Source organism: Ensifer sp. LC384 (assembly GCF_001695865.1).
Lineage (GTDB): Bacteria > Pseudomonadota > Alphaproteobacteria > Rhizobiales > Rhizobiaceae > Ensifer.
This window is the reverse complement of record NZ_MBST01000009.1, coordinates 88032-112501: the sequence shown is the minus strand read 5'-3', so window position 1 is coordinate 112501 and position 24470 is coordinate 88032. Positions and strand designations below refer to the sequence as shown.

Sequence of the window (24470 nt, the reverse complement as noted above, 5' to 3'; positions counted from 1 at the left end):
TGAACCATGCGAACACGAGCAGCTACGACGAGGCGGTTTCGCTGGCCTCGAATGCGCTGCAGGCGGTTCTGACGGTGACGGACGGCGACAAGGACGTCGCCACCGATACGGTCGACCTCGGCGGCGGCCTCATCAAGTTCGAGGACGACGGAATTGCAGTTGGAACGGTCACCAATGCAATTCTCGCCAACGAAGTTGGAAAGCTGCAAGGTTTGTTGGCCTTTAATGCAGGAGCCGATGGCTTGGCGTCAGAGGTGATTTCCAGCATTTCCGGCCTTCCCCAGGGATGGACGACCAGTGCCAGCGGGAGTTCTTCGATCAACGTATTTGCGCCCGGATCAGCGACGCCCACCTTCACTATCAAGCTGAACCTGGACGGAACCTATGAGGTGACGCAGCTTGCTGTTCGACCAGGCACGACGTTACCGATTGATTTGGCCAGCAATATCAAAAACTCACCCACTGGAGATTATGATTTTGGCTTCGTAAAGCTCACGGCACTTGCCGACGACACGGGTGGGGCCGACAACTTCAATGCCTATGCTTTTGAGAGTAGTAATGCGTTTGGCTTGGGCAACACCACCTTTGACGCTAATGACAGTTTCACAATGGAATTCGCCAGCCCGGTCTCCAACTTCAAACTTAATATCGCCGAGGTCGACGAAGATGGATGGATTAATGTCACTCTATCGAATGGAGGGCTAAACCCCGTAACCATTCCGGTTAAGGTTAATGCAGAAGATACATTCGTCGAGGTTTCGCCGAGTGTATTTTTAGCCAATGAGATAACTCCTTTCAATTTTAATACTGTTACAATCACGGGCGTCGACGAAGCTGGAAATAAAGACATAAAAGTTTCCTTCACGACGTTGTCATATCAGGAATCCGTGGCGGCGACCGATATGAATTTCACCGTCAATGCGGTTGGTATGGATGGTGACGGAGATACGGTAAGTACCAGTTTTCTCGTGACGTCAGCTGGCGGGAGTTCAGCAAACAACACATTTACCGGCACTTCTGCTAATGAAGTATTTCATGGCGGTAGCGGCACAGACACCATCAACGGTGGCGCGGGTACTGACATTGCAGACTATACCCGCAGCAGCGGAGCCCTCTCGATCAACCTGACCGATGGGGGCGCAGCGTCAGGGGCCGAGATATTCAGCAACCCGGCCGAAGGCAAGATTGACGGCGGAGATGCCGCTGGCGACACTCTCGCCAACATCGAGGGGCTAATTGGCGGTTCGGGGAACGATCTCCTCTTTGGTAACTCTTCCGCAAACTATCTGTCCGGAGGTCTCGGCGATGACACTCTCTACGGCGAGGGTGGCGCCGATTCTCTCTACGGCGGCCTTGGCAATGACACGCTCTATGGTGGAACGGGCGCCGACCGGATGACCGGCGGTGGGGGTGGCGATACATTCGTTATCGGTCCTGACGCTCCTAGTATCGAAGACGTCATCACCGACTATAATCGCGGTGATGAGGATGCCGTCGATCTATCGGCGCTCCTCGGCAACCTCCCTTCGGACACCATCAACAACTTCGTGCGCGTTCAGGACGCCGGCGACGGCGATGCCAACCTGCAGGTGGACACCGACGGCAGCGCCGGCAATACTTCGACATGGCACACGGTCGCCGTGCTGGAAGATTTCCAGGTCTCGACCGAGGTGGTGAAGATCCTGTTCAACAACGAAAACGGGACGAAAACGTCGCAAAACATCACACCAGATGTTCCCTAAGCCAACGACGGTCTCGACAGCTCAGCGGTTCTCGGTCAACATCCGGGAACCGCATTTTCCAGGGGGAGTCTTTTCATGATCAGAAGCATGCTGGCGGGGGCGATGGTCGCTCTGATGCCTCTTTCAGGTTTCGCAGCCGATCTCATCGTCGACTATGCGCCGGCCGCCAGGCAGTGCACCGAGCTCAGCCAGTCCTCGTTGACGGTCGAGCAGGATGTCACCACCCTGACGAAGGAAGTCGTATCGCGCATGGACGAGGCGATCGCCGTTGCCGATGATCCGCGCTGGATCTCCTCGACGCGACCGGCCTTCGTCTGGGCGTCCGAGACCAAGGTCGCCTGCGGCAAGGCCTACGGTTACCTTCAATCCAATTGGCGCGACGAAGACTACCTCGCCAAGTGCGATTGCTTCTACGCCAAAATGCATCACTTCATGAACTGACACAGGCGGTCTGCTCGTCATGTCTCGCGCTGTCGTTTCGCCGGCCAAGTGTGTGTCGTTCCGCCGGCAATGGCTGACCCTCGGCGTGTTCGCGCTCGCTGTGCTCGCGGGCTGCCAGGGTGCCCCCTCCCCTCAAGACGTGCTCGACGTGGAATCGCCGCAGGCGATGCACGCCCGGCGTGCGGCCGAGCATGCGGCGAAACCGCAGGAAACATTCGGCAATGGCGCGACGCGGATCGCGCTCATCACCGCCCTCATGGCGCCGACGGGCGAAACCGTGCGCGAACGCGATATCCGCGACGGCGCTTCGCTCGCGGTCGACGAGCTTGGCGACGGCCAGCTCTCGCTACTGGTCGAGAATACCGACGGCTCGCCGCAACAGGTCAAGGACGCGGCAAAGAGGCTCGCCGATCAGAAAGTCGCGCTTGTCGCTGTGTCCGCCGCCGACGTGCCTGTCAGCACCTTGCGTGACGGGCTAGGCTCCGCCCGCACGCCGCTGCTGATGCTCCGCGGCAATGGCGCCGAGCGGCCGGCCGGCACTTTCGCTTTTGTGTCCGATCGTATCGACAGTGCCGTCGAGGGCGCTTCCTATGCGGCGGCGGCGGGCCGTAAGCGGCTCGTCGCGCTCCTGCCCGGCGATGTCTCCACCGGCGACCGACAGAGGCTCGAGCGCGGGCTTGCCGACTATGGCATCAAACCGGTTCTACTCGCCGTAACCGGCTCCACCGCGTTTTCCGGTGACGCGGCATCGAAGGCCAAGCTCAAGGATATCGACGCGGTGCTCCTGGTTGGCGCGGCGGATGCCGACGTCGGCGCGCTGTCGCAACTCAAGGCCAATGGCTATCTGAAGCCGAATGCGATGATTGTTGGAAGTTCCGGTTGGATCGCTGCCGCCTTCAAACGTCCGGAGCTTTCCGGAAGTCATCTCTGTCTGTTCGGTCCGGAGAACGGCTCCCGGATGACCTCGCGCTATCTCAGTCGTTATGAGCGCGCCGCTGCCGCCGATGCGGCCTACGGCTTCGATGTGATTGCGCTTGCGGCCGGCCTCGTACGCAGCCAGGGTGAAAACGCCATCAGCCAGGAAAGCATCCGGTCTCCCAACGGCTTCGTCGGCGCGGCGGCTGCATTCCGGTTCGAACCGAACGGCACTGTGCAGCGAACCTGCGCAATCTATCAAGTCACGGGCGGGAACTTGAAGCTCCTGGATCCGGCCCCACGCTCGTTCTGAGCCGAGTGCTCTGGCTCGTTGGTGAATTCGGGAGGCGCAACCAGCCCGCCTCCCTGAATGAAGCCGGAAAACTCCAGTCTCCGGCGGTCCGAGGTTTGGGGGCGGTTCAGGTGATGTTTGAACTGCGGACGAACTCCGTAGATTCCAGATCACGATGTTCTGTCATCCCGCCTTGCCGCAGGCTGACCCTAGAAACCGCCGGCGCGGATCATGGAAAAATAGTCGTCATCGCCCACCTGGCCGCCCTTGAGCGCGATCTCCAACCCGTCCGCTTCGCCGCCATGGGCGATACAGAGCGGCGAACCGGGCGTCTGTGGCAGTGGCATCTTCAAGGTCAGGGCTGAGATGCCCATCTCGCCAAGGGCGTGACTTGAGGTGTCGCCTCCCGCAACCACAACCCGCGCAAGTCCGGCACGCGAAACAAGTTCGGCCTGGATTCGACCAAGCGCCCTGCCGAGGCGATGGCGGGCGCCATCCGACGTATCGAGTTCGCGGCCCCTGTCCGCTGATGGCCCAAGCGCCGTATATAGAATGACGCTACGGCCACGTTCCAACGTGCTTAGGCCAGCGGCCACCGCTGCAGCAATTTCTCTCCCATCCGTGCCGCCGGAGAGCTCAAGCGGATCAAGCATGACACCTTCGAAACCGTGTGCGAGCGCATGATGGATCTGTCTCTCTGTCGTGGGTGAAACGCTGCCCGAAACGACGGCGATGCGATCGACCGGTCCGGCCGCCGCGAAGACGGGTTTGTTCCCGATCAGCCGTTCACTGCGCCAGGCGGGGATCAGGGCATATTCGACGCCGGAGGAACCGCAGACGAACCGGCTCTCCCGGCGGAGTTTATTCCAAAGCAGCGCACCGGCTGCAACCTGCGTTGCGTCGTCAACGACATCGAGGAGCAGCACATCAGCCTTCTCCGGCCGAATCGCGCCCGGAAGCGAGACAATGTCGACGAGCGCCGATGACAGCTTCGTCTGCCCTGCAAGATGCAGCAGCAGATTGGCCTCGTCCATCGGCGTAACCGGATGGCGCGACATGACCGGGTGACGATCAATGCGATAGTTGCGGCCCTGGTAGGCGGCGAAGAGTTCACCAAAGGCGGTATAGCGCCGAATCTGCGGCGCGCCGACGATGAGTGGCACCGTCTCCTCGCCGAAGACCTCACGCCCGATCTCGATCGCCCGGCCGATATTGCCGACATGCGGCGCGGAATCGAAGGTCGAGCAGACCTTATAGTGGCAGAGCTCGGCATCAAGCGTCTTCAGCCAGCCGAAGGCATCGCGGAGATGCACATCCATCCACGCCGGCGTTTCGCTGCGGCTGGTGCCGGCAAGCCCGAAGGCGCGCGCGCCAGAAAAGCGCGACAACAGGTCTGCATCTGGCACTTTCAGGAACAGAACGGTCTCGACGCCGTTCGAGGCAAGCGCCTCCATCACGTCCGTCGAGCCGGTGAAATCGTCGCCGTAGTAGCTGATCAGGGGTCGTGACATGATTCAGGCCGCCTTGCCGTCGGCAAACTTTTCGATCGATTGCGCCAGTTCCGGGTGATCCTTCGCATAGGTCTCAAGCGGCACACCCGCAACCGCCGCCTCCCAAGCCTGCTTGACGGCCTTCACACCGGCACCGGGTCCACCCGGATGGCTGACGATGCCACCGCCGCAAAGATAGAGCAGCTCGGTGGAGCCACCTGTGGCCGCAATCGTATCCGGCGCCTGTCCGCCCCACTGACCCGAGCCGATGACCGGCAGCGCCACGTCATTCTCGGAAAAGAGCGGCGTGCTGACGGCTCTGTAGGAACGCACGAAACTTTCATCCGGCTCCCAGTACTTCACGCGGATACCGTTGATCTGAAACTGATCGACGCCGAGCAGGCGCCAGAACTGCTGCCAGACGGAAAATTCGAACCCGAGGCCGGCATGGCGCGTGAGGATATCCCAACCGTTGCGATGGGCGTGCAGCACGAGGCCGGAGCGCTTACGCAGGAAGGCAAGACCACCGAAGCCAATCGAATTGATATTGACCACGGCGCAATTGCCACCGGCATTGTGCACGATGTCGTGGTTGCGCATCATTTCGTCAGGGTCGGCATGGCTGATGCCGAAGGCATACATCACCTTCTTGCCGGTTTTCTGCTCGTGATCGAGGATCAGTGGCATGATTGCGGCTACCCGGTCCTTCAGGGGCGAGTAGGCCGGGCTCATCAGTTTCTCATCATCCTTGACGAAATCGACACCCGCCTCGATCAGATCGCCGACCATCGCGGCGCTCTCGTGGGGCCGGAGCCCGAGCGCCGGCTTGACGATGGTTCCGATGATCGGCCGGTCCTTCACTCCAGTCAGCGCGAAACTGCCCGGCACGCCGAACTGCGGGCCCGGATGCGCAGCTGCGAACTCCTGCGGCAGTTTCATCCCGACTATGCGAATGCCCGTCATGCCCTTGATCGAGTAGACGCCGCCGATTGCAATTGTCATCAAGGCGGCGAGATCGGTACCGACCGCATCCATCGGAAAGTCGATATCGACGTCTGCGCGATTGAAATGCGTGTTCCCACCGGCCTCATCGGGAAGGGAGGCCTGGCTGGTCGCAGGCAGGGGACGGATGGCAACGACACGGGCAGCCACCCGTGCCTTAAGCTCTTCCGTCTCGCCTGGCAGGGCAACGAAGGTGCCCGTCGACTGATCGCTGGCGATCTTTGTCGCCATCGCTTCCACCGAGCCGGGCGTCTCTATCCGATAGGTCAGGCGGATCACGTTTTCTCCCCTCCACGACATGGCGGCATGCTTGTTAAGGTGCGCCAACTGGTATAATGAGTATTTATGTGATTGCAAGTCGTCTCCGGCAAGGCTATTGCGGCGATGGAACTTGATGCATATTCAAACCTGTCCAAATCAGGTGACCCATGAATGTCATTTCCGAACCGATCGTCCGCAAAAAACTCTCCGATGAAGTCTTCGCGCGACTGAAGCAGATGATCGAAACCGGTGAGCTGAAGGCGGGCGACGACATGCCCTCCGAACGCGAACTCATGGAACGCTACGGCGTCGGCCGCCCGGCCATACGCGAGGCGATGCAGGCGCTCGCCGGAAAAGGCCTCGTCGAAATCTCGCAGGGCGAGCGCGCCAAAGTCCTGCGCATCACCGCCGAATCCATCATCAGGCAGGTCGACCTGCCGGCAAAACTGATGCTCTCCGGCTCGTCTGACACGCTGGAACACCTGAAGAACGCGCGCATCTTCTTCGAGCGCGGCATGGTTCGCGAGGCAGCGGCCAGGGCAGACGCGACGCATATCGCCGAGCTTCGCGCCCTCCTCGACAAGCAAAAGCAGAGCCTCGGCGATGCGGATGCCTTCATCGACGCGGACATGGAGTTTCACCAGGCGATCGCCCGAATTTCCGGAAACCCGATCTTCGCTGCGGTGAGCGGAGCGATGCTGGGATGGCTCAAGTCCTATCATACGGAAATGCTCATCTGGACGGGTCGCGAGAATTTCACGCTCTCGGAGCATGAGGAAATCATCCGCGCCATCGAAAGCCGAGACGCCGATCTCGCCGAGCAGGCCATGGTCAAGCACCTGGAACGCTCCCGCGCACTTTACGCCCTCAAGGGCCAGAAATAGCGCTCAGAGCACGATCTCCACGCAGCCGTAGGGCGGCAGCGTCATCCGCTGGTGCGCCGGCAATTCAGCCCCTTCAGCGGCGATCATTGCAACCTTGTTCGGTGTGGCGGGCAACACAATGGATTGGACGGCAGAGGTGATGTTCGCGAGAAGCAACCGCTCCTTTGAGGCCAGTCCAACAACCGCGTCCGGTCGCGACGTCTCGACCGCATGCATTGGCTGATGTGACATGGCACCGAGGCGCGTCAGTACATGCGCCAGCGGCCGCAGTTCTCCCCTTGCCGTTGCCTCTCCATCGCCGGCCGAAAGCCCGAAGGGACCGGCAAGGGTCGAAAGCGTCAGGACCTCCAGCGCCGCCGTCGCCACTGTCGCGGCATAGGCCAACGTATAGGCTGCGCCAAACTGGCCATTGTGGCGCGGGTCGGTATCGGCCATCGGAATTCGGGACCCTGCCGGGTTTTCCTTCGTCGCGCTGCCATAGGGGTTCTGGCGCATGGCAATCGTCGAGGGGCCGATGCGGTAGGGCTTGTCGCCATAGATCGCCCGGGTGGTGCTGATGACGTAGCGCAATGCCTCGAAGGTCTGCATGACCGAAAGATCGTCGGCCGCATGCACGATCGGGTTCGTCGAATGGCTGACATAGTCGATCAGACCGGAAGGCACCCGCTTGCGATTGAGCTCGGTGAAATAGCTCATCATGCCGCCGCCAAGCCGGACGCCAGGAAAGGCGGCGCGCGCTGCGGCATAGACATCGGCGAGATCCGGGCATTCCGGCCACGCGCTGCCGGGCGGCGTTGACTGCCGATCCACAGACGGAGAGACGAACAGCGTATCAAGCGCAAGACCCGCGCGATCGACGAGGGCCGCAAATTCCGCCATCTCCTCTTCGAGCGGTCGCGCGCACGGCACGGCAAGCTCCAGCGTTACCTTCAGGCCGGACCGAGCCGCGATCGCAGCGTAGCCCCTCAGCGCCTCAAGCCCATGTCCCGCGCCGGGATCGAAATGGGCGATCAGATGCTCGGCACCAACCGTCGTCAGCGCATGGAGCGAAGCCAGTTCTTCCTCGCGGCATTCAGGACGCAACCCTATGCCGATCGCCGGAAACCGCATGTTTGTCGGCACCAGTCTCACCGCAATCGAATCCGAAGCTCCGACCGCCGATGCCGCGCCCTCCTCCGCCCGGATTTGCGCAGAAATCCGCTGGCAGAAGGGCTCGTTCTTCGGCACAAGATAGGGCCAGGGCAGAGCCAGCGGTCGCACGTAGGTCTTATAGGAACCATCCGTCCAGTTCCGCTGATCTTCCATTTCGAAGACGTCGCCCACGAATTCCGTTGTCGCCACAATGCCGGGTGCAACGCGGTGCGTGATCGCGGCGATGTCCTTGAAGGGCTGCCAGGGCTCGATCTCATCGGGCCAACGAGCGTCTTGCATGCTGCCGTCACCATGCCTGACCTCGACAGGTTCTCCAGCGACACCGACGACGGGGTGCAAGACCACGAAACCCGCCCGCGCGGTTTCGAAATCCGCGTCGCTGACGCAGTCTGCAGTAAAGGTCACGCTGTCCGACGTTCCAGTGATCGCTATGTCGCAATCAAGATTTGCGCCGCACGGCGCGGTAAAGCGTGCGTGATAACGGAGCAAGAAGCCGTTTTTCCGTTCCGTCACCGCGAGACCGCTGATCGTTGCACTGCAGGTGCCCCAATCCTTGTCGCGCACGAGGAAGGAAATGGCGCGCAGGACCTCGTGACCGCGGAAACGCAAACCGTGCAGATTGCCGTTCTGCAGCTCGACGCTCAAATCGCCGGCGACAAGCATCCGGCTTTCCGGCTCGCGCTCCGCCGTGCCATAAAGTCGGAGCGTGTCTTGGCTCATGCCAGCAAGTCTCCAACGGCGACGGTCTCGCCGCGCGCGGCGCTCAGATAGGCAGCCTCAACCAGCGCGAAGGTCTTCAGATTGTCCCGGCCCGAAGTATCGGGTTGCTGGCCGGACGCCAGCCGCTCGATCCAATGCTTCTGGATGAGCGCGACGCTCTCCTGAATGTTGTGCCAGGGCCGCGAGGCCCAGGGCAGCAGGTTCGGCGCAACGACGCTTTCCGTCGTGCCATCCGGGGAGTGGACGGTAAGTCTGTAGCCCTTGCCGAGGCGTAGCGTACCCTTGCTGCCATCGATCTCCACGAAGGTTTCCGGAAAGGGTTCTTCCGGAAGCTTGGTTGCATAGCTGACATCGACAATCGAGGTGATGCCATTGTCATGGTCAAGCAACATGGTTGCGACGTCCTCGCCAGCGATAGTCGGGTTGATGCGGGCCGTGCGGGCTGTCATGCGGCTTGCATCACCGAACAGGAAACGGGCGATGTCGAGCGAATGGATGCCGAGATCCTCGATGATGAAGCGCTCGCCTTTGGCGAGGTAAGGTTGGCCGGAAAAGACGTCGAAGCCGGAGCGGAACGAGATGCGACCCCAGAACGGCACGCCGATCGCACCGCTCGCCAGCACGTCCTTGATCGCGAGGATCGGCGTCTGCCACCGAAAATTCTCGTGGATCATCAGGGCGATACCCGCCTTTTCGGCGATCTTCACCATGGCCTTGGCGTCCTCAAGCGTCGGTGCGAATGGCTTCTGGCAGATCGCCGGTACTTTGGAAGAGGCGGCAAGTTCGACAAGTGCACGGTGGCTGCCAACCGTCGTGGCGATATCGACGAAATCAAAACCGCCATCGGCAAACATCGCCTCCGCCGACAGGTAGCGCCGTGCTATGGAGAACTGATCGCCGACGAGCCGAAGCCGTTCCGGATCGCGATCGCAGATCGCCACGATCTCGACATCAGACAGGTCCTTCCAGCCGTGCATCTGGTTGACTGCAAAGAAGCCGCAGCCGATCAGCGCGCCCTTGACCTTCGCCATGCTCAGCCCGCCTTTGCCATCTGCATGAGAGTGACCCGTTGCTGCAGGCGGCGCTGCGCCTGATCCACCACAACGGCGACGATGATCACCAGCCCCTTGATCACCATCTGCCAGAACGAACTAACGCCCATCATCACCAATCCGTCAGAGAGAATGCCGATCACGAAGGCGCCGATGATCGTCCCGCCGATCGTCCCACGCCCACCCGACATCGATGTACCACCAAGAACGGCCGCCGCAATGGCATTGAGTTCGAGATTGGTACCGGTTGCCGGGTGCGAGGCCATCAGTTCCGACGAAATGACCAGCCCAACGATTGCGGCGCAGAAGCCGGAGAACATGTAGACGAACATTTTGACGCGGTTGACGCGGATGCCCGACATGCGCGAGGCGCGTTCGTTGCCGCCGACGGCGAAGATATGCCGGCCAAGCGGCACGAAGCGGGCAAAATAGGCAGCCCCAAGCGCAACGGCGACGAGAATCCACACGGAGACGGGCAATCCGAGGATCGTGCCTGAACCGAGGTAGCTGAAACCCTGGTTGCCCAGGTCCTCGCGCCCCGTGAGATTGGGCAATGTCTGGCCATCCGAGTAAAGCAGGGCCATCCCGCGCGCGACATAGAGGGTACCAAGTGTCGCGATAAAGGGGGCGACGTTCAACCGGGTGATCAACAGGCCGTTGATCGCACCGATCAGGATGCCGACGACCGCGACGATGATCGCCACCTCGATGACGTTGAAATACATCGTATAGCCGAGCGGCAACGCCACGCCGTACATGATGAGCCCGCCGGCGATCATGCCGCAGAGGCCGACGATCGAGCCGACCGACAGGTCAATGCCGCCGGTAATGATGACGAAGGTCATGCCGATCGCGAGGAAAGCGTTCTGCGTCGCGTGCTTCGTCATCAGGATCATGTTGGCGGTTGAAAGGAAGTTTGGCGCGAAGATCGAGAAGAAGATGATCACCGCGAAGAGCGCGATGAATGTCCTCAGCTTCATGAGCGTGAGGAGCGCCGACCCGCTGGAAAAGCTGTCGGCGGCGGCAGTTTGAGTTGCTGTCGTCATCACGCATGCATCCTTTTGGTTTTATGTCCCTCTGCAGAGGCCGAAACGATCATCTCATCGGTCGCGTGCCTGCGGTCGACCACGGTGACCAGCCGGCCGTTGCTCATGACCGCGATGCGGTCGGAAAGTGCCATGACCTCTTCGAGGTCCGAGGTGGAAAACAGGATGGCGAGGCCCTCGCCCGCCAGGCGCCGCATGGTCAGGAAGACATCGGCCTTTGCGCCGACATCGATCCCACGGCTCGGTTCGTCCATCAACAGGACTTTCGGGCCGGTCATGAGCGCCTTGCCGATCACGACCTTCTGCTGATTTCCACCCGACATAGACGTCACGTCGAATTCCGGGTTTCTCGCCTTGATCGAGAGATTGCGGATCGCCTCGTTGATCGCCTTGGCTTCGCGCGCGACGTCGATGTGGAATCCCGCCCTCAGAAACTGACCAAGGCTCGCCATGGTCAGATTGTTGGCGATCGACATCGACTGAACCAGGCCCTCGCGCTGGCGATCTTCGGGGATGAGCGCCAGCCCGTTGCGAATGCGGCGGGTCGTGTCGCGCCCCTTGAGCTCCTGGCCGTCGACATAGATCTTGCCGGTATAGTGTTCGTGGCAACCCATGATGCACTCGAAAAGCTCCGAGCGGCCGGCGCCCATCAGACCGTAGATGCCGAGGATTTCGCCCTTGCGCACGCCGATCGAAACGTGATCGACGGCAAAGCCGCCCTGCGCCCTCGGCAGGCAGATGTTCTCGGTGCGGAAGACCTCTTCGCCCGGCTCGTGGTCCACCTGCTTGGCGAAATCCTTGGCGTCCGAACCGATCATGGAGCGCACGATCCAGCGCGTGTCGATGTCCTTGACCATGGCATGGCCGGTGATTTGGCCATCCTTCAGGACGGTGATGTAGTCGCCGATACGCATCAGCTCCTCCAGCCGATGCGAGATGTAAACGATCGCAACACCCCGCGCCTTCAGATCGGTGATGACCCGGAAGAGAACGTCGACCTCGGCCGCGCTCAAAGCCGAAGTGGGTTCGTCCATGATCAGGATGCGCGTGTCGAGCGATACTGCGCGTGCGATCTCGACGAGTTGCTGCTGGCCGATCGGCAGGTCCTCGGCAAGCGTCTCGGCAGAGATCCCCGCTTCCAGGCGGTTGAGGAATTCATTGGCTTTCTCGACCTGTGCGCGGTGGTCGATGCCGCGAATGCCGCGGGTAAGCTCACGGGTCGCAAAAATGTTCTCGGCAACGGAGAGATTGCCGAACAGGTTCAGTTCCTGGAAGACGATGCCGATGCCGTGACGCACCGCGTCGGCCGGGCTGTCGAGGTGTATGCGCTCGCCGTCCAGCCAGATTTCACCAAGCGTCGGTCGTTCAACGCCGGCGATGATGCGCATCATCGTCGACTTGCCGGCGCCGTTTTCACCGACGAGTACGTTTACCGCTCCGCGCCGGAGTTTGAGGTCTGCCTTTTTCAGCGCCACGATGCCGGAATAGGCCTTCGTGATCTCCTTCAGTTCAAGGATGACGTCGCCGTCGTCGATGCCGCTCATGATTAGCCTCCAACGGTGAGGGTGGCCGGCACGAATTGCGGCAACTGGCCCTTGGTCGGCAACGGGTAGGCGCCGGTAGCCTTGATCTTCTTGCCGGCCAGGCCGTCGCGCGGCAGTTTTTCAAGCAGCGCGCCGTTCACGTAGGTATTGAACGACTTGCCGTACTGCGCCCATTCGATCTGGTTCTTGAACTCGTTGAAATTCACGAACTTGAGGCTGTCGCGCAGCGCCGTGCCGCGAATGGCCGGGCCTATCGAGACGCGGACATCCGCCTTGCCGTCGCCGTCGACATCCACATCGACATAGGCGGCGCGTGACTTGGTTTCTTCTCCCACGATCACGCCGTCGATCCTGGCGGCAAAAGTCCAAGGCGCATTGCCCTGTTTTTCCTTGTGGCCGTATTTCTCCGCCGCGGCACTGAGGTCGGTCGCGGCAAGCGCCGAGACCTCCTGGAAGGCGCCGGCGCGACCATCAAGGTAAGGAATGACCTTCGCGTCCCAGATATCGACGACCAGCTTGTCGGGATTGAACGCACCTGCCGCCGCCTGCCTTTGCTCATCCTCGGTCTTGACGAGCTTGCAGCCGCCAAGCGCAAGAGCGCCGGCAAGCATGAGTGTGCATGCAGCCTGAAACCTGGGCATTCCCATTCTCCGTCATGAACATAGGACGCAAGGCGGGGTTCGGCCCGCCTTGCGCTATCGTGGGAAAAGTTATTCGGAGAGCGCGAACGTCTCGAGCTTGTCTGCGTTGTCAGCGGTAATCAGAATGCAGTCCATAAGCTGCTTTTCTTCCGCCGGAGCCTTGCCGGTCGTGATGTACTCGTGCGCCTGGGTGACGGCGAGCTGGGCCTGCGCGTAGGCCGGCTGCATGACGGTTGCCTTGATGCCGCCCGCATTGATCGAGTCGCGAACGTCGTTGGAGCCGTCGAAACCAACGACAGTGACGTCCTTGCGGCCGGCGGCCTGAAGCGCTGCGATCGCCCCCATGGCCATCGTGTCGTTGCCGGCGATCACACCCTGGATGTCCGGGTTGGCCTGGAGGATCGTCTCCATCTTGGAGTAGCCCTCGGTCTGGCTCCAGTTGGCCGACTGCTGGGCAACCATCTTCATTTCCGGATATTCGTCGATGACATCGTGATAGCCCTTGGAGCGGATACCCGCATTCAGATCGGCTTCACGACCAAGCAACTCGACGTAATTTCCCTTCTCGCCCATCAGGCGCACGAACTCTTCGGCACCGAGTTGCGCACCCTGATAGTTGTTCGAGACGATCTGCGAGACGGCGACGCCGGTCGCATTGATTTCGCGGTCGATCAGGAAAGAGGGAACGCCTGCGTCCTTGGCCTTCTTGACGGCAGCAATCGATGCTTCGGAACCGGCGTTGTCGAGGATGATCGCCTTGGCGCCGCGGCCGATGGCCGTATCGATGAGCTGCGACTGCTTGTTGGCGTCGTCATCGTGCACCAGAACCAGTGTCTCGTAACCGAGTTCCTTGGCCTTGGCCTCTGCGCCGACGGCTTCCGCCTTGAAGAAGGGATTATCATGGCTCGGCGTGATGATCGCGATGAGGTCTGCGGCGAAAGCCGGCATTGCGGCGCTGGCGGCCATGACGGCGGCGAAGCCGACGGTGATCAATCTGCGGGTAACTTTCATATTCTCCTCCCAGTTAGGCACAGGACTTCCTCGACCACCCCTCCATTGAAAGTGGCCCTCCGGTGCAATCGCTTCTTTCGGGCGCGCAAGACGCCCTAAAACGGCGGGCAAAGCCCGCCACATGTCAGGTAATGCGTTGAATGCTGGCCGCAATTTCCGCAGGCTCGAACACGCGCCTCCAATCGTCCCTCATGAGCACCGGCTTGCCGAACTCGATTGCCTTGTTGCAGGCATCGGAGAAGACCCCCGGAGTCTCCTCGAAAATCACGGCGCCGAGCACGTTCATGTGGCCGAGCAGGAAGTCGCGAGCCGCTTCTTTGGGAACGCCGCGGCGAACGCACTCGTCCATGGCCTCGCGCATGACGACGAGCAGTGAGGCGCAGACCGTTTCCGAAAGTCCTGGCTCGAGCAGCGCCATCTGCTCGACCGTGACCCGGTGCGACCGCATGACCGGCGCCCAGATCACCTTGGCGATCTCTTCACCGAGTGCATAGGCGCTTTCAGGACCCTGCATCAGAGCCGAAACGATGTGCTGTTTTGCAGCGATGCCGCCGAAAAAGTCCCGTTTGGCGGAAGGGTCCGTTTCATCGTTGAAGATCGGCGGATGGCAGGGATGCGTGACGAAATAGGTAAGGTCGGCACGCTGCGGCAGGTGGCCAGCAAACGGCGCCGCGGCGTCGAGCGCGATGACCATCGCGCCCGGCTCCAGCTTGTCGACGATGCCGGCCGCGACCTTGCCGATCGCCGTGTCGGGAACCGCGAGAATGACCACCTCAGCCCCACCGAGCCCCGCATCGGCCGAAACGCAGGCTATGCCGAGTTCGTCGGCAAGCCGGGCCTTGCCGCTGTCGCTGACCTCGATATGCCGGACATCGAAGCGCGACCCTTTTAGGTTCTTGGCAAGCCGATAGCCCATTTTACCACCGGCACCAAACAACGCGATCGATGTCATCGAAGTCTCCTTAAATGCCTGAGCTCACCCATCTGGGTCAGCTGGATGTCCACGCCTCTCTCCAGCGTCGAGGATATATTTCGCAACTGGTATAACATGTCAATAACTATCTATCATGATATGTGATGTGCGCGATCTCGCCGGCTGCTCGAGCGGACCCGTGGGTCTACGGCTGCGAGATGCGCCTCAGATCGAACTCCAGCGGCCGCGCAAAACCTCGAAATGGTTCGTGCAATCTCACGTCACCCTCAGGTCGCGACACGACAGCCGTCATCTCAATCTCCCACGGCACGCGCTGGCTTGAACCGACGAGTGGCTGCATCGTGCCTTTTGTTTTCTTCGCCAGCACTTGTGACGGACGCGCCCGTGAAAATAGAGGTGGAGGGGATCTGCGAGGAACCGGACGCTGGCGGAATGTCCTACTACGATCGACAGCGAATGCGGCCGTCTATGAAGGCATGTCACGCCTCCCTTGGCAGCCGCCTATCACATAGGCATATTTGTAATATCGCAATCAAATTTCCTTGACATTTCAAACAAAAGTGCCTGAATTAAAGATAACAACAAATTATCGGAGTTGGTTTGATGCTGGCCATTGTCGCCGATGACCTGACCGGCGCCCTGGATGCAGCAGCCCCGTTCGCCAGCAGGGGACTGCATACGGAGACAGCGCTCACTGTCGGAGCGATTCCTGAGGCCTTGAACGAGCACCCGCAAGTGATTTCAATCAATGTTGGCTCACGGGAATTGGACGCCGCAAGAGCACAGAAAGCAACAGCGGCGGCGCTCGCCGCGTTGCCGCCTGGCACACGCCTGTTCAAGAAGGTCGACTCGCGCCTCAAGGGCAACATAGCCGCCGAGCTCGACGTTACACCTTTTCACGCAGCACTCGTTGCACCTGCCATTCCGGATTTCGGGCGGATAGTGAAGGCCGGCCATGTCCAGGGTTTCGGCGTCGACATACCGATATCGATAGCCGAAAAGCTCGGCCGGCACGCACGCCGCATGACGATCCCCGATGTCGCGACCCCGCAGGAAATGAACGACTGGCTTTTATCATCGCAGCAATCGGGGGCGGATCTGCTGATCGGCGCGCGCGGACTGGCCGAGGCACTCGCCTACCAAATGAGCGGCGGAGCAGATGCGGTTGCGGCCGGCATCCCACCGGGACCGGGACTTTTCGTAATCGGTTCGCGCGATCCGATCACGCTGGCGCAAATCGAAGAGTTGCGTGCCACATGCAGGCCGCGTTACATGCCTGCGCCAAATGGCCGGCTTGCCAATGCGATCCCGGATGGGAGCCTGATAACTCTGGTGCAGGCGGTTCCAGGGGCTACACCGACGAATTCGCAGGAAGTGTCCCGATTTTTGGCGGAAAGCGTCTTTCCAACACTGACTGAGGTCGCTTCCACGTTGCTTCTTTCCGGCGGCGCCACCGCGGAAGCCGTGTTAGAGAAAATGCGGATCACGCGTTTCAGGTTGGTGGGCGAGTGCATGCCAGGGCTGGGCTTGGCCCACGCCGACGGTCGTTGCATCATCGCCAAATCCGGAGGATTCGGACAACCGGGAACGCTGAGGGAGATTGCGGACAGGATTCTCCGCAATATGGGATGACAAATGGGACTGGAGAACGGAACGACACGCAAGAGCCTGGCCGACCTCATCTTCGAGCGGATGCACCGCGCGATCAAGTCGGGCGCATATCAACCCGATGAGCGCCTGCCGACCGAGCACGACCTGGCAGCGGAATTCGAGGTTTCGCGGCCGGTGATCCGCGAGGCGTTGCGGCGCCTGCGCGACCAGGGGTTGATCTATTCGCGCCGGGGAGCCGGCAGTTTCGTGCGCGCCGTCGGCATGAAGGAGCCGCTTGGCTTCGGACAGCTGGAGAATGTTGCGGATCTGCTGAACTGCTACGAGTTCCGGCTGACGGTCGAGCCGGCAGCCGCCGCCGCCGCGGCGGCTCGCCACGATACCACCAGCCTCGGCGCAATTCGCCAGGCGCTCGAGTTGATGCGCGACGCCACCAATCGCCAGTCGCACCGCGAGGACGCCGATTTCCAGTTCCATCTGGCGATCGCGCGCGCGGCCCAGAACAGCTATTTCTCCACCGCCATGGAAGCGCTCAAGGACCATATTGCCGTCGGCATGAAATTCCATGGCGCATCGGTCAAGCGCGAGGCCGCCGGCCTTACGCGTGTCTTCGCCGAACATGAGGCGATTGCCGATGCGATTGCCGCCGGCGACGGCACGAGGGCAAAGCAACTCATGCATGATCACCTGACCGGCTCGCGCGAGCGCCTTTTTCAGACGACGAGATAGACTTACAGCGCCTCAAAGAAAAATGCCTCGGCTTTCCGCCGAGGCATTTTTCTTCAGGGGAAGGCAGGCTGACCCGTCTAAAAGGCTGCGCGATACACAGACAGGACATCCTCGACACTCATATCGATCGGATTGTTGTCCATCAGGCGGCGGTTTGCGTGCGCTTCACTTGCATAGCGAGGCAGATCATCCGCCGTCGCGCCGTGAGCTGCAAGCGACATCTCGATACCGAGGTTGCTGCAAAAGCCGTGTGCAGCGCTCAAAAGCTGAGCTTCGGACAGGGCTTCGCCGAACCCGAGGGCAAGCGCGACCTCATCCGTCTTCTTCGCCGCAACCGCTTGGTTGAAGGCGAGCACGTGCGGAAATATGATGGCGTTGGCGAGCCCGTGCGGCAAACCGAGCCGTGTCCCAAGCGGATAGGCAATGGCGTGTCCGGCTGCCGTGTTAACTGGGCCGAGGCAGATGCCGCCGTAGTAGGACGCAAGCATGAGCCCTTCCCGCGCCTCTGTGTCTGACCCGTCTTCGACCGCGCGCGCCAGATATTTGCCCACGAGATGGAAGCCCATTCGCGCAAACCCATCGATCATCGGATGCGACCGCCGATTGGTGAACGCCTCGACACAATGGGCCATCGCATCGACGCCAGTCGCTGCCGTGACCGCCGGCGGCACCGAATAGGTCAATTCCGGGTCGAGGACGGCAAAATCCGCGATCATGTGCGGGCTTTCCACGGCGATCTTGTTGCCCTTTGCGGGGTCGGTAATCAACGAGCGGATACCCGCCTCAGAGCCGGTTCCCGCTGTTGTCGCGACCTGAACCAGGCGCGTATTGCGGCCAGCAACGCGGTTCGGCCCGGCGACGTCCGCAAGCGTCTGATCCGAATCCCAAAGTACGGCAACCAGCTTTGCCACATCGAGCACCGAACCACCGCCGAGCCCGACGATCAGGTCCGGCTTGCACCGGCGCGCTGTATCGAGCGCCGCCTCCAGCGTCGCGATATCCGGTTCCCCCGGGATTGCGTCGAACACCGTGATGCGGCCGGAAAGCTTCAGCCGATCGGCAAACCCGGCCGTTATCGGCGTTGCTATCACCAAGGTGGACTGCGCGTCTGCCGCCCAGGCGCCGACCTCGCCGATGAGACCGGCTCCGACGGCCAGCCGGCGGGGTTGATGAAGGGTGATTTGAGCGATGGTCATGGCTTGGTCATCCTTGCTTGGCACGGCCGGCGACGAGCTTGCGCGCGTAGGCGATGGCGGAGTTCATGTTGCCGTGGTTGGCGATGCCCTTTCCGGCGATGTCGAAAGCCGTCCCGTGGTCGACGGACGTGCGATCGATCGGCAGATCCACCGAGACGTTCACAGCGGTGTCGAAGGCGACGAGCTTGATGGGGATGTGTCCCTGATCGTGGTACTGGGCGACGATGAGATCGAACGCACCGGAATAGGCGCGATAAAACACTGTGTCGGCCGAAATCGGCCCATGAACGTCGATCCCTTCCGCACGCGCCGCTGCGACCGCGGGCGCGATTTGATCGTCATCCTCTGTGCCGAACAGGCCATTCTCGCCGCAATGCGGATTGATGCCGGCGACCGCGATTTTTGGCGCGGCGTAACCGATGCGCTTCAGATGCGCGTCGCCTGCCCTGATCGTCGCCAGCACTCTGTCGGTCGTCGCCCGCCTGATGGCCTCCTGCAGCGAGACGTGCGTCGATACGTGGATGACCTTCAGCCGGTCGGAGGCGAGCAGCATATAGGCGGCCTTCGACCCGGTCAGGCTGCGCAGCATGCCGGTGTGGCCATCATAGTGATGGCCGGCGAGGTTCAGCGCCTCCTTGTTGATCGGTGCCGTGACGATGCAGCCGATCGCACCGGTTTCGGCGTCCCGCACCGCCTTCTCGATAAAGCGGAAAGCCGCGTCGCCGGCGACCGCGCTCAATTGCCCCCACGGCAGAGGTGCGCCCTCGATCGGCAGATCGACCACGAAAGGTGCAAGATCGATATCAAGGCCGAGTGCGGATCGAGCTGTTTCGAGCGTGGTCAGATTGCCGTAGATCCGCGTCTGGGCACGATCCTCAGGGGACATTTCAGCCAGGGCGCGGACCGAGATCTCGGGACCGACCCCACATGGGTCACCCATGGTTATTCCGATGATGTTGCTCATGAAACACTCCGTCGAGCCGCACTGTCCCAGCCGGGAGCCAGGCGGACATATTTGATCGCGCGCCGATGATAGGTGTAGGCGAGATGCATGGTGCCGTCGGGACCTTCGAGCAGCCACGGGTAGGACATTTCCTGGTTGCGGCCATCGGTCGAATCATTGGACAGGCAGGTACCGGGACCATCTTCGATTGACTGGCGCATCGCAAAGGAGCGCCCCCCATCGTCGGAGAGGCAGAGCGCCACGGGTGCGCGCGGCACACCCCAGACCGGAACGCAACCTCCGCTTGGATCCGCATCGGGCCGGCTATCCTCCTCGCCCAGCTCGTCATAGAGCGAGGCGCGTCGATCGGTCGACGAGAGCGCATTGACGGGATTGCAGATCATGGCGATCCGACCGTCGCGAAGACGGGCGGCGGCAAGTGATGAATTATTGTTCGGCACATCAGTGGCGTGAGGCACGGACCAGGACCGCCCGCCATCGCTGCTGTCGCTGCGATAGACGAAGTCGGCCTGCCGACGGCGAAAGAAGGCGGCATATCGGTCCTCTCCGAGCGCCACGGGCGACATGTGCACGCAGCCCGTGGACTGGTCGATATCGTCGAGGTGCCAACTCTCGCCGCCATCGATCGATACGCCGACGGCTGCCGTATCGTGGCTGCCGTTCCATTTCTGGCCGGGGCGCTGCACGCAGCGGAAGATCGGCAAGAGCCACGCTCCGTCATCGCGAACGACAACGGGCGCGCGGACGAAGCAACCACGCGGCAGATCGAGATAGTGACCTTGTTTGGCGACGAGCTTTTGCGGATCCGCTGGATCGCGCACTACCTCGGCCATGCGGATCCGGCATTCATCCTGATTTCCGGAAGGCTGGGAAGTATGAAAGAGCCAGAGTGCCCCGCCCGGCGCGGAAAACAACACCGGGTTCTGCTCCGAGTGCGAGGGATCATCACTCAGGCGCTGGGGCGGTCCCCAGGTCGTCGCGCCTTCCGTCAGCACCGAAGCGAAGATGGAAATATCCGACTTGCCCTCGAGCGTTCCACCGAACCAGGCGCACACGAGCGTGCCGTCATCGAGCAGGTGCAGAAATGCCGCATGATTCTGAATCATTGGCGAAGGCAGCAAGGCTTCGTCGCGCCCTGGGGATGCGGATCGAAGCACGCCGTTCATGTTGCGAGCGATTTCATCGGGATGCATTTAGGCCCTCCAGTCACGCTCGAAAATCGCCAAATTTTCCAAGTTGTCAAGTTTTTTAATGTTATTTTGTTAGCATATGCAACATTACATCACATCTTATCTTATTGAAGATAAAGCATTTTCTCGAAATGAAAGATCGAAAATAAATTTTACATAGCAAAATAATTTGACAAACTTCTTCGAACGTTAGATGGTCACGACAACCCGGCGCGAGGATGCCGGGGACGGAGGACCTTCATGCACAACGCCAGCAGCCGCCACCAGGCTACGACGGCCGTCGTCTTTGCAGCGGGAGCAGCAACGCTCGCAGCGACAGATGCCGTGATCGTGCGGGCGCTGAGCGGTGCGGTACACCCTTTCGTCATCGGATTTTTTCGCGCGTTCTTCGGCGCGCTCATCCTTCTTCCCTGGATCGCGCTGCGCCCATCCGTTCTGCGTACGACGCACCCGATGCGTCAGCACGCGCTCCGCGCCGCTTTCAAGCTCCTTGCGATGATCGCACTGTTTGCCGCCTTCAGTTGGGGACCGCTGGCCGACGTGACCGCCATCGCCTTCACCTCCCCGATCTTTGTCGTGCTTGGCGCAGCATTGACGTTGGGCGAGCGACCAGGCCCGGCGATGATAGCAGCGGTCGCCCTCGGTTTTGCCGGCGCCATGCTGGTGATCGGCCCGTCGGGAACAGGCTTCACGCTGGCGATCTTGCTGGCGCTTGCAGGCGCCATGCTTCAATCAGCGATCCAGCTGATCCTGAAATCCATGTCGAAAGGTGACGCCACGTCGACGCTCGTGGTGTGGAACCTTCTCCTGACCGTGCCGATCGCCCTGCTGCTCGCCATCCCCTTCTTCGCCATTCCTGGCCCAAGGGAAATGGGGCTGCTTGCGCTTCAGGGCGTGGTCGGTACCGCCTGCATGGGACTGATGACCCATGCCTTTTCGTTGGCGCCGACGACCGTCGTGGCGCCGGTGGACTTCCTGCGCCTGCCGCTTGTGGCCTTCGGCGGATTTGCCCTGTTCGGCGAAACCGCCGCGCTGACCACCATCGGCGGCGGTGCGCTCATATGCTGCGCCGCATTGATGGCCGCGCGTTCCGGAAAAATCGGATCTGACAACACGTCGAACTGAACCAGACTTTCTAGGGAGGAGAATGCAATGAAGAAAACGCTTATCCTGGGTGCGCTTATGTTGGGCTCCGCCATGTCGCCCGTCTTTGCAGCATCAGGGCCGATCAAGATTGTGCTGGCGGAGGAAGCCGATCTACTCGAGCCCTGCATGGCGACCCGTTCGAATATCGGCCGCGTCATCATGCAGAATGTCAGCGAAACCCTGACCGAACTCGACGTTCGCGGCGGCAAGGGCGTCATGCCGCGCCTTGCCGAGAAGTGGGAGCAGAATGAGGACGGAAGCTGGCGTTTTCATCTTCGCCAAGGGGTGACATTCTCTGATGGCACGACCTTTGACGCCAAGGACGTCAAGCATAGTTTCGACCGCATCATGAGCGACAAGAATGCCTGCGAGTCCCGCCGCTACTTCGGCGGGATGACGGTCACCGCGAACGTCGTCGACGATCATACGATCGATTTCAGCGCCGATCCGGTCCAGCCGATCCTGCCGCTATTGATGTCGCTGGTCACGATCGTTCCGGAAGAAACGCCGCTCGAGTTCATCCGCGAGCCGATCGGCACCGGCCCCTACAAGCTGACCAACTGGACGCCAGGCCAGCAGATCGTTCTGAGTGGACGCGATGACTATTGGGGCCAGAAGCCGCAGGTCACGGAAGCGACCTATCTGTTCCGTGCAGACCCGTCCGTGCGTGCCGCGATGGTTCAGGCCGGCGAGGCCGACCTCTCGCCCTCCATCTCGCAGCTCGACGCAACAAACCCCAAGACCGACTTCTCCTATCTCGACAGCGAGACCGTCTATCTGCGCATCGACCACAACATCGAGCCGATGAACGACGTGCGCGTCCGCCGTGCCCTCAACATGGCCATCGACCGTCAGGCGTTCCTTGGCACTCTGGTTCCAGACAGCGCGCTTCTCGCTACGGCAATCGTGCCGCCGCCGACGCTCGGCTGGAACCCGGACGTCAAGGTTTCCCCGTTTGATCCGGAGGGAGCGAAAAAGCTGCTGGAAGAAGCCAAGGCGGAAGGCGTGAAGGTCGAGACACCGATCACCATCGTCGCGCGCTCGGCAAACTTCCCGAACGTGACGGAGATCATGGAAGCCATTCAGGCCCAGTTGCAGGAAGTCGGCTTCAAGATCGATCTCAAGTTCGTCGAGGTGGCAGAGCATGAAGGCTACTATTCCAAGCCGTTCAAGGAGGGTCGCGGCCCGCAGCTCGTCGCCGCCATGCACGACAACTCCAAGGGTGACCCATCCTTCTCGATGTTCTTCAAATACGCAACCGAGGGCACGCAGTCGGGCTTCTCCGACCCCAAGGTCGACGATCTGATCAAGCGCGCCTCCGCCGCCGTTGGCGACGAACGCGCCAAGCTCTGGTCGCAGACCATCGCTTATGTGCATGATGAAGTGGTGGCCGACGTGCTGCTCTTCCACATGGTCGGTTTCTCGCGCGTTTCCGAACGCCTGGACTTCAAGCCCACCATGGCGACCAACTCGATGCTTCAGCTTTCGGAGATCGGCATCAAGTGAACCGTTCTGGCGATCGTCAGATCCGCCAGGGACAGACGCAATCAAGGCGGCGGGACGATCTCGCCGCCCTATGCAATGGAGGGGCACAATGATGAGCTTCATTCGTAAACGCGCCGTGGCCAGCCTGATTTCCCTTATCGGGCTGATCGTGATGGTCTTCTTCCTCTCGCGTCTGACGGGAGATCCCGCCGCCCTGTTCCTTCCCGTCGAAGCCTCGGCGGAAATGAAGCAGCAATTTCGCGAGATCCACGGCCTCAACGATCCGCTCATGGTTCAGTTTGCCCGCTATGTCGGTGACGTCGTAACCGGCGATTTCGGCGCGTCCCTGCGCAAGGCACGCCCGGCGCTCGACGTCGTTCTGGAAGCTTTCGTGTGGACGCTCTGGCTTGCCGCCATCACCATGTCCCTGGTGACAGGCGCTGCCATCGTCGTCGGCTCGCTGGCAGCATTCCGCGCCGGCGGCTTTTTCGATCGCCTCTCTTCGGTCATCTCGTTGATCGGTGCGGCCGTACCCGATTTCTGGCTCGCCATTGTCGCGATCGTGGTTTTCTCGGTGAACCTTGCCTGGCTTCCCACATCCGGCACCGGTTCGCTTCTGCACTGGATCCTGCCCATCTGCGTGCTTTTCGTTCGCCCGTTCGGCATCATCGTCCAGGTCGTTCGCGGTTCGATGATCGGCGCGCTTTCTTCGGCTTACGTCAAGACGGCACGCGCCAAGGGCGTCAAAGCAGGGCCGATTATCTTCCTCCACGCGTTGCGCAACGCCATGCTTCCCGTCATCACCGTCATCGGCGATCAGGCGGCCAGCCTTTTGAACGGCGCGGTCATCGTCGAAACCATTTTCGGTTTTCCCGGCGTTGGAAAGCTGATGATCGACAGCATCCTGCAGCGTGACTTCAATGTTGTGCTCGCCGCCATTCTCGTCACCGCGCTCGCGATCTTCGTCATGAATCTGCTGATCGACCTCGCCTATGCGCTGCTCGATCCACGCATCCGTCATTGAA

At 61.1% G+C, this 24470-nt stretch carries 21 protein-coding genes; 9 read left to right on the top strand and 12 right to left on the bottom strand.

Annotated elements, in window-relative coordinates; all coding sequences use genetic code 11:
* The 3 genes from BC363_RS36220 to BC363_RS10495 all read left to right on the top strand — a co-directional run.
* On the top strand, positions 1-1742 hold a 1742-nt coding region (locus tag BC363_RS36220), incomplete at its 5' end, for a type I secretion C-terminal target domain-containing protein (protein ID WP_280139293.1).
* Positions 1743-1817: 75 nt separating this feature from the next.
* Positions 1818-2183, top strand: coding sequence for a hypothetical protein (locus BC363_RS10500; protein WP_065781757.1), 366 nt, complete (start codon positions 1818-1820; stop codon positions 2181-2183).
* Positions 2184-2202: 19 nt separating this feature from the next.
* The gene (locus tag BC363_RS10495) at positions 2203-3411 is read left to right on the top strand and encodes an ABC transporter substrate-binding protein (RefSeq protein WP_065781758.1); all 1209 of its coding nucleotides are present in this window, start codon (positions 2203-2205) and stop codon (positions 3409-3411) included.
* A gap of 188 nt (positions 3412-3599) precedes the next feature.
* Here the strand turns inward: BC363_RS10495 and BC363_RS10490 are convergent, their stop codons facing one another.
* Both BC363_RS10490 and oiaX read right to left on the bottom strand, forming a co-directional pair.
* Positions 3600-4901, bottom strand: a complete 1302-nt coding sequence (locus BC363_RS10490; protein WP_065781759.1) for a four-carbon acid sugar kinase family protein — start codon at positions 4899-4901, stop codon at positions 3600-3602.
* A 3-nt stretch (positions 4902-4904) separates the two neighbouring features.
* A complete protein-coding gene (gene oiaX / locus BC363_RS10485; RefSeq protein WP_065781760.1) occupies positions 4905-6161 on the bottom strand; it encodes a 3-oxo-isoapionate-4-phosphate decarboxylase OiaX in 1257 nt (418 codons plus the stop codon).
* A 149-nt stretch (positions 6162-6310) separates the two neighbouring features.
* Between oiaX and BC363_RS10480 the strand changes: the two genes are divergently transcribed.
* Positions 6311-7027, top strand: a complete 717-nt coding sequence (locus BC363_RS10480; protein ID WP_065781761.1) for a transcriptional regulator NanR — start codon at positions 6311-6313, stop codon at positions 7025-7027.
* A gap of 3 nt (positions 7028-7030) precedes the next feature.
* Here the strand turns inward: BC363_RS10480 and BC363_RS10475 are convergent, their stop codons facing one another.
* The 7 genes from BC363_RS10475 to BC363_RS10445 form a co-directional block, all read right to left on the bottom strand.
* Positions 7031-8899, bottom strand: coding sequence for a hypothetical protein (locus tag BC363_RS10475; protein WP_065781762.1), 1869 nt, complete (start codon positions 8897-8899; stop codon positions 7031-7033).
* Positions 8896-9930, bottom strand: coding sequence for a Gfo/Idh/MocA family oxidoreductase (locus BC363_RS10470; RefSeq protein ID WP_065781763.1), 1035 nt, complete (start codon positions 9928-9930; stop codon positions 8896-8898). The genes BC363_RS10475 and BC363_RS10470 overlap by 4 nt, the downstream gene beginning before the upstream one ends.
* Before the next feature lie 2 nt (positions 9931-9932).
* Positions 9933-10997: an ABC transporter permease gene (locus BC363_RS10465; RefSeq protein WP_065781764.1), complete on the bottom strand. Its 1065-nt coding sequence runs from the start codon at positions 10995-10997 to the stop codon at positions 9933-9935.
* Entirely contained in the window at positions 10997-12541 is a 1545-nt protein-coding gene (locus tag BC363_RS10460) for a sugar ABC transporter ATP-binding protein (RefSeq protein WP_065781765.1), read from the bottom strand. The genes BC363_RS10465 and BC363_RS10460 overlap by 1 nt, the downstream gene beginning before the upstream one ends.
* A gap of 2 nt (positions 12542-12543) precedes the next feature.
* Entirely contained in the window at positions 12544-13182 is a 639-nt protein-coding gene (locus tag BC363_RS10455) for a DUF2291 family protein (RefSeq protein ID WP_065781766.1), read from the bottom strand.
* A gap of 69 nt (positions 13183-13251) precedes the next feature.
* Positions 13252-14193, bottom strand: a complete 942-nt coding sequence (locus BC363_RS10450; RefSeq protein WP_065781767.1) for a D-ribose ABC transporter substrate-binding protein — start codon at positions 14191-14193, stop codon at positions 13252-13254.
* Positions 14194-14317: 124 nt separating this feature from the next.
* A complete protein-coding gene (locus tag BC363_RS10445; RefSeq protein WP_065781768.1) occupies positions 14318-15145 on the bottom strand; it encodes a phosphogluconate dehydrogenase C-terminal domain-containing protein in 828 nt (275 codons plus the stop codon).
* Positions 15146-15730: 585 nt separating this feature from the next.
* Here BC363_RS10445 and BC363_RS10440 point away from each other — a divergent pair.
* Both BC363_RS10440 and BC363_RS10435 read left to right on the top strand, forming a co-directional pair.
* Positions 15731-16759 (top strand): four-carbon acid sugar kinase family protein, encoded by a 1029-nt coding sequence (locus BC363_RS10440; protein ID WP_065781769.1) that lies wholly within the window; start codon positions 15731-15733, stop codon positions 16757-16759.
* Positions 16760-16762: 3 nt separating this feature from the next.
* Positions 16763-17464 carry a FadR/GntR family transcriptional regulator gene (locus BC363_RS10435; RefSeq protein WP_065781770.1) on the top strand — a complete coding sequence of 234 codons (702 nt, stop codon included), beginning with the start codon at positions 16763-16765 and terminating at the stop codon, positions 17462-17464.
* Positions 17465-17541: 77 nt separating this feature from the next.
* On the opposite strand, the gene BC363_RS10430 is transcribed toward BC363_RS10435, so the two are convergent.
* Genes BC363_RS10430 through BC363_RS10420 form a run of 3 tightly spaced genes read right to left on the bottom strand, consistent with a single transcriptional unit; the run spans position 17542 to position 20817 of the window.
* Positions 17542-18660: an iron-containing alcohol dehydrogenase gene (locus tag BC363_RS10430; protein ID WP_065781771.1), complete on the bottom strand. Its 1119-nt coding sequence runs from the start codon at positions 18658-18660 to the stop codon at positions 17542-17544.
* 7 nt (positions 18661-18667) lie between these two features.
* Positions 18668-19624, bottom strand: a complete 957-nt coding sequence (gene pdxA, locus BC363_RS10425) for a 4-hydroxythreonine-4-phosphate dehydrogenase PdxA (RefSeq protein ID WP_065781772.1) — start codon at positions 19622-19624, stop codon at positions 18668-18670.
* Positions 19621-20817: an exo-alpha-sialidase gene (locus BC363_RS10420; protein WP_065781773.1), complete on the bottom strand. Its 1197-nt coding sequence runs from the start codon at positions 20815-20817 to the stop codon at positions 19621-19623. Before BC363_RS10420 ends, pdxA begins: the two co-directional genes overlap by 4 nt.
* A gap of 237 nt (positions 20818-21054) precedes the next feature.
* Here BC363_RS10420 and BC363_RS10415 point away from each other — a divergent pair, with 237 nt between their 5' ends.
* The 3 genes from BC363_RS10415 (at position 21055) to BC363_RS10405 (ending at position 24469) form a co-directional block, all read left to right on the top strand.
* Positions 21055-21939, top strand: coding sequence for a DMT family transporter (locus tag BC363_RS10415; RefSeq protein WP_065781774.1), 885 nt, complete (start codon positions 21055-21057; stop codon positions 21937-21939).
* A 27-nt stretch (positions 21940-21966) separates the two neighbouring features.
* Positions 21967-23466, top strand: coding sequence for an ABC transporter substrate-binding protein (locus BC363_RS10410; RefSeq protein WP_065781775.1), 1500 nt, complete (start codon positions 21967-21969; stop codon positions 23464-23466).
* Positions 23467-23554: 88 nt separating this feature from the next.
* Positions 23555-24469 (top strand): ABC transporter permease, encoded by a 915-nt coding sequence (locus tag BC363_RS10405; RefSeq protein WP_065781776.1) that lies wholly within the window; start codon positions 23555-23557, stop codon positions 24467-24469.
* Position 24470 lies beyond the last annotated feature (1 nt).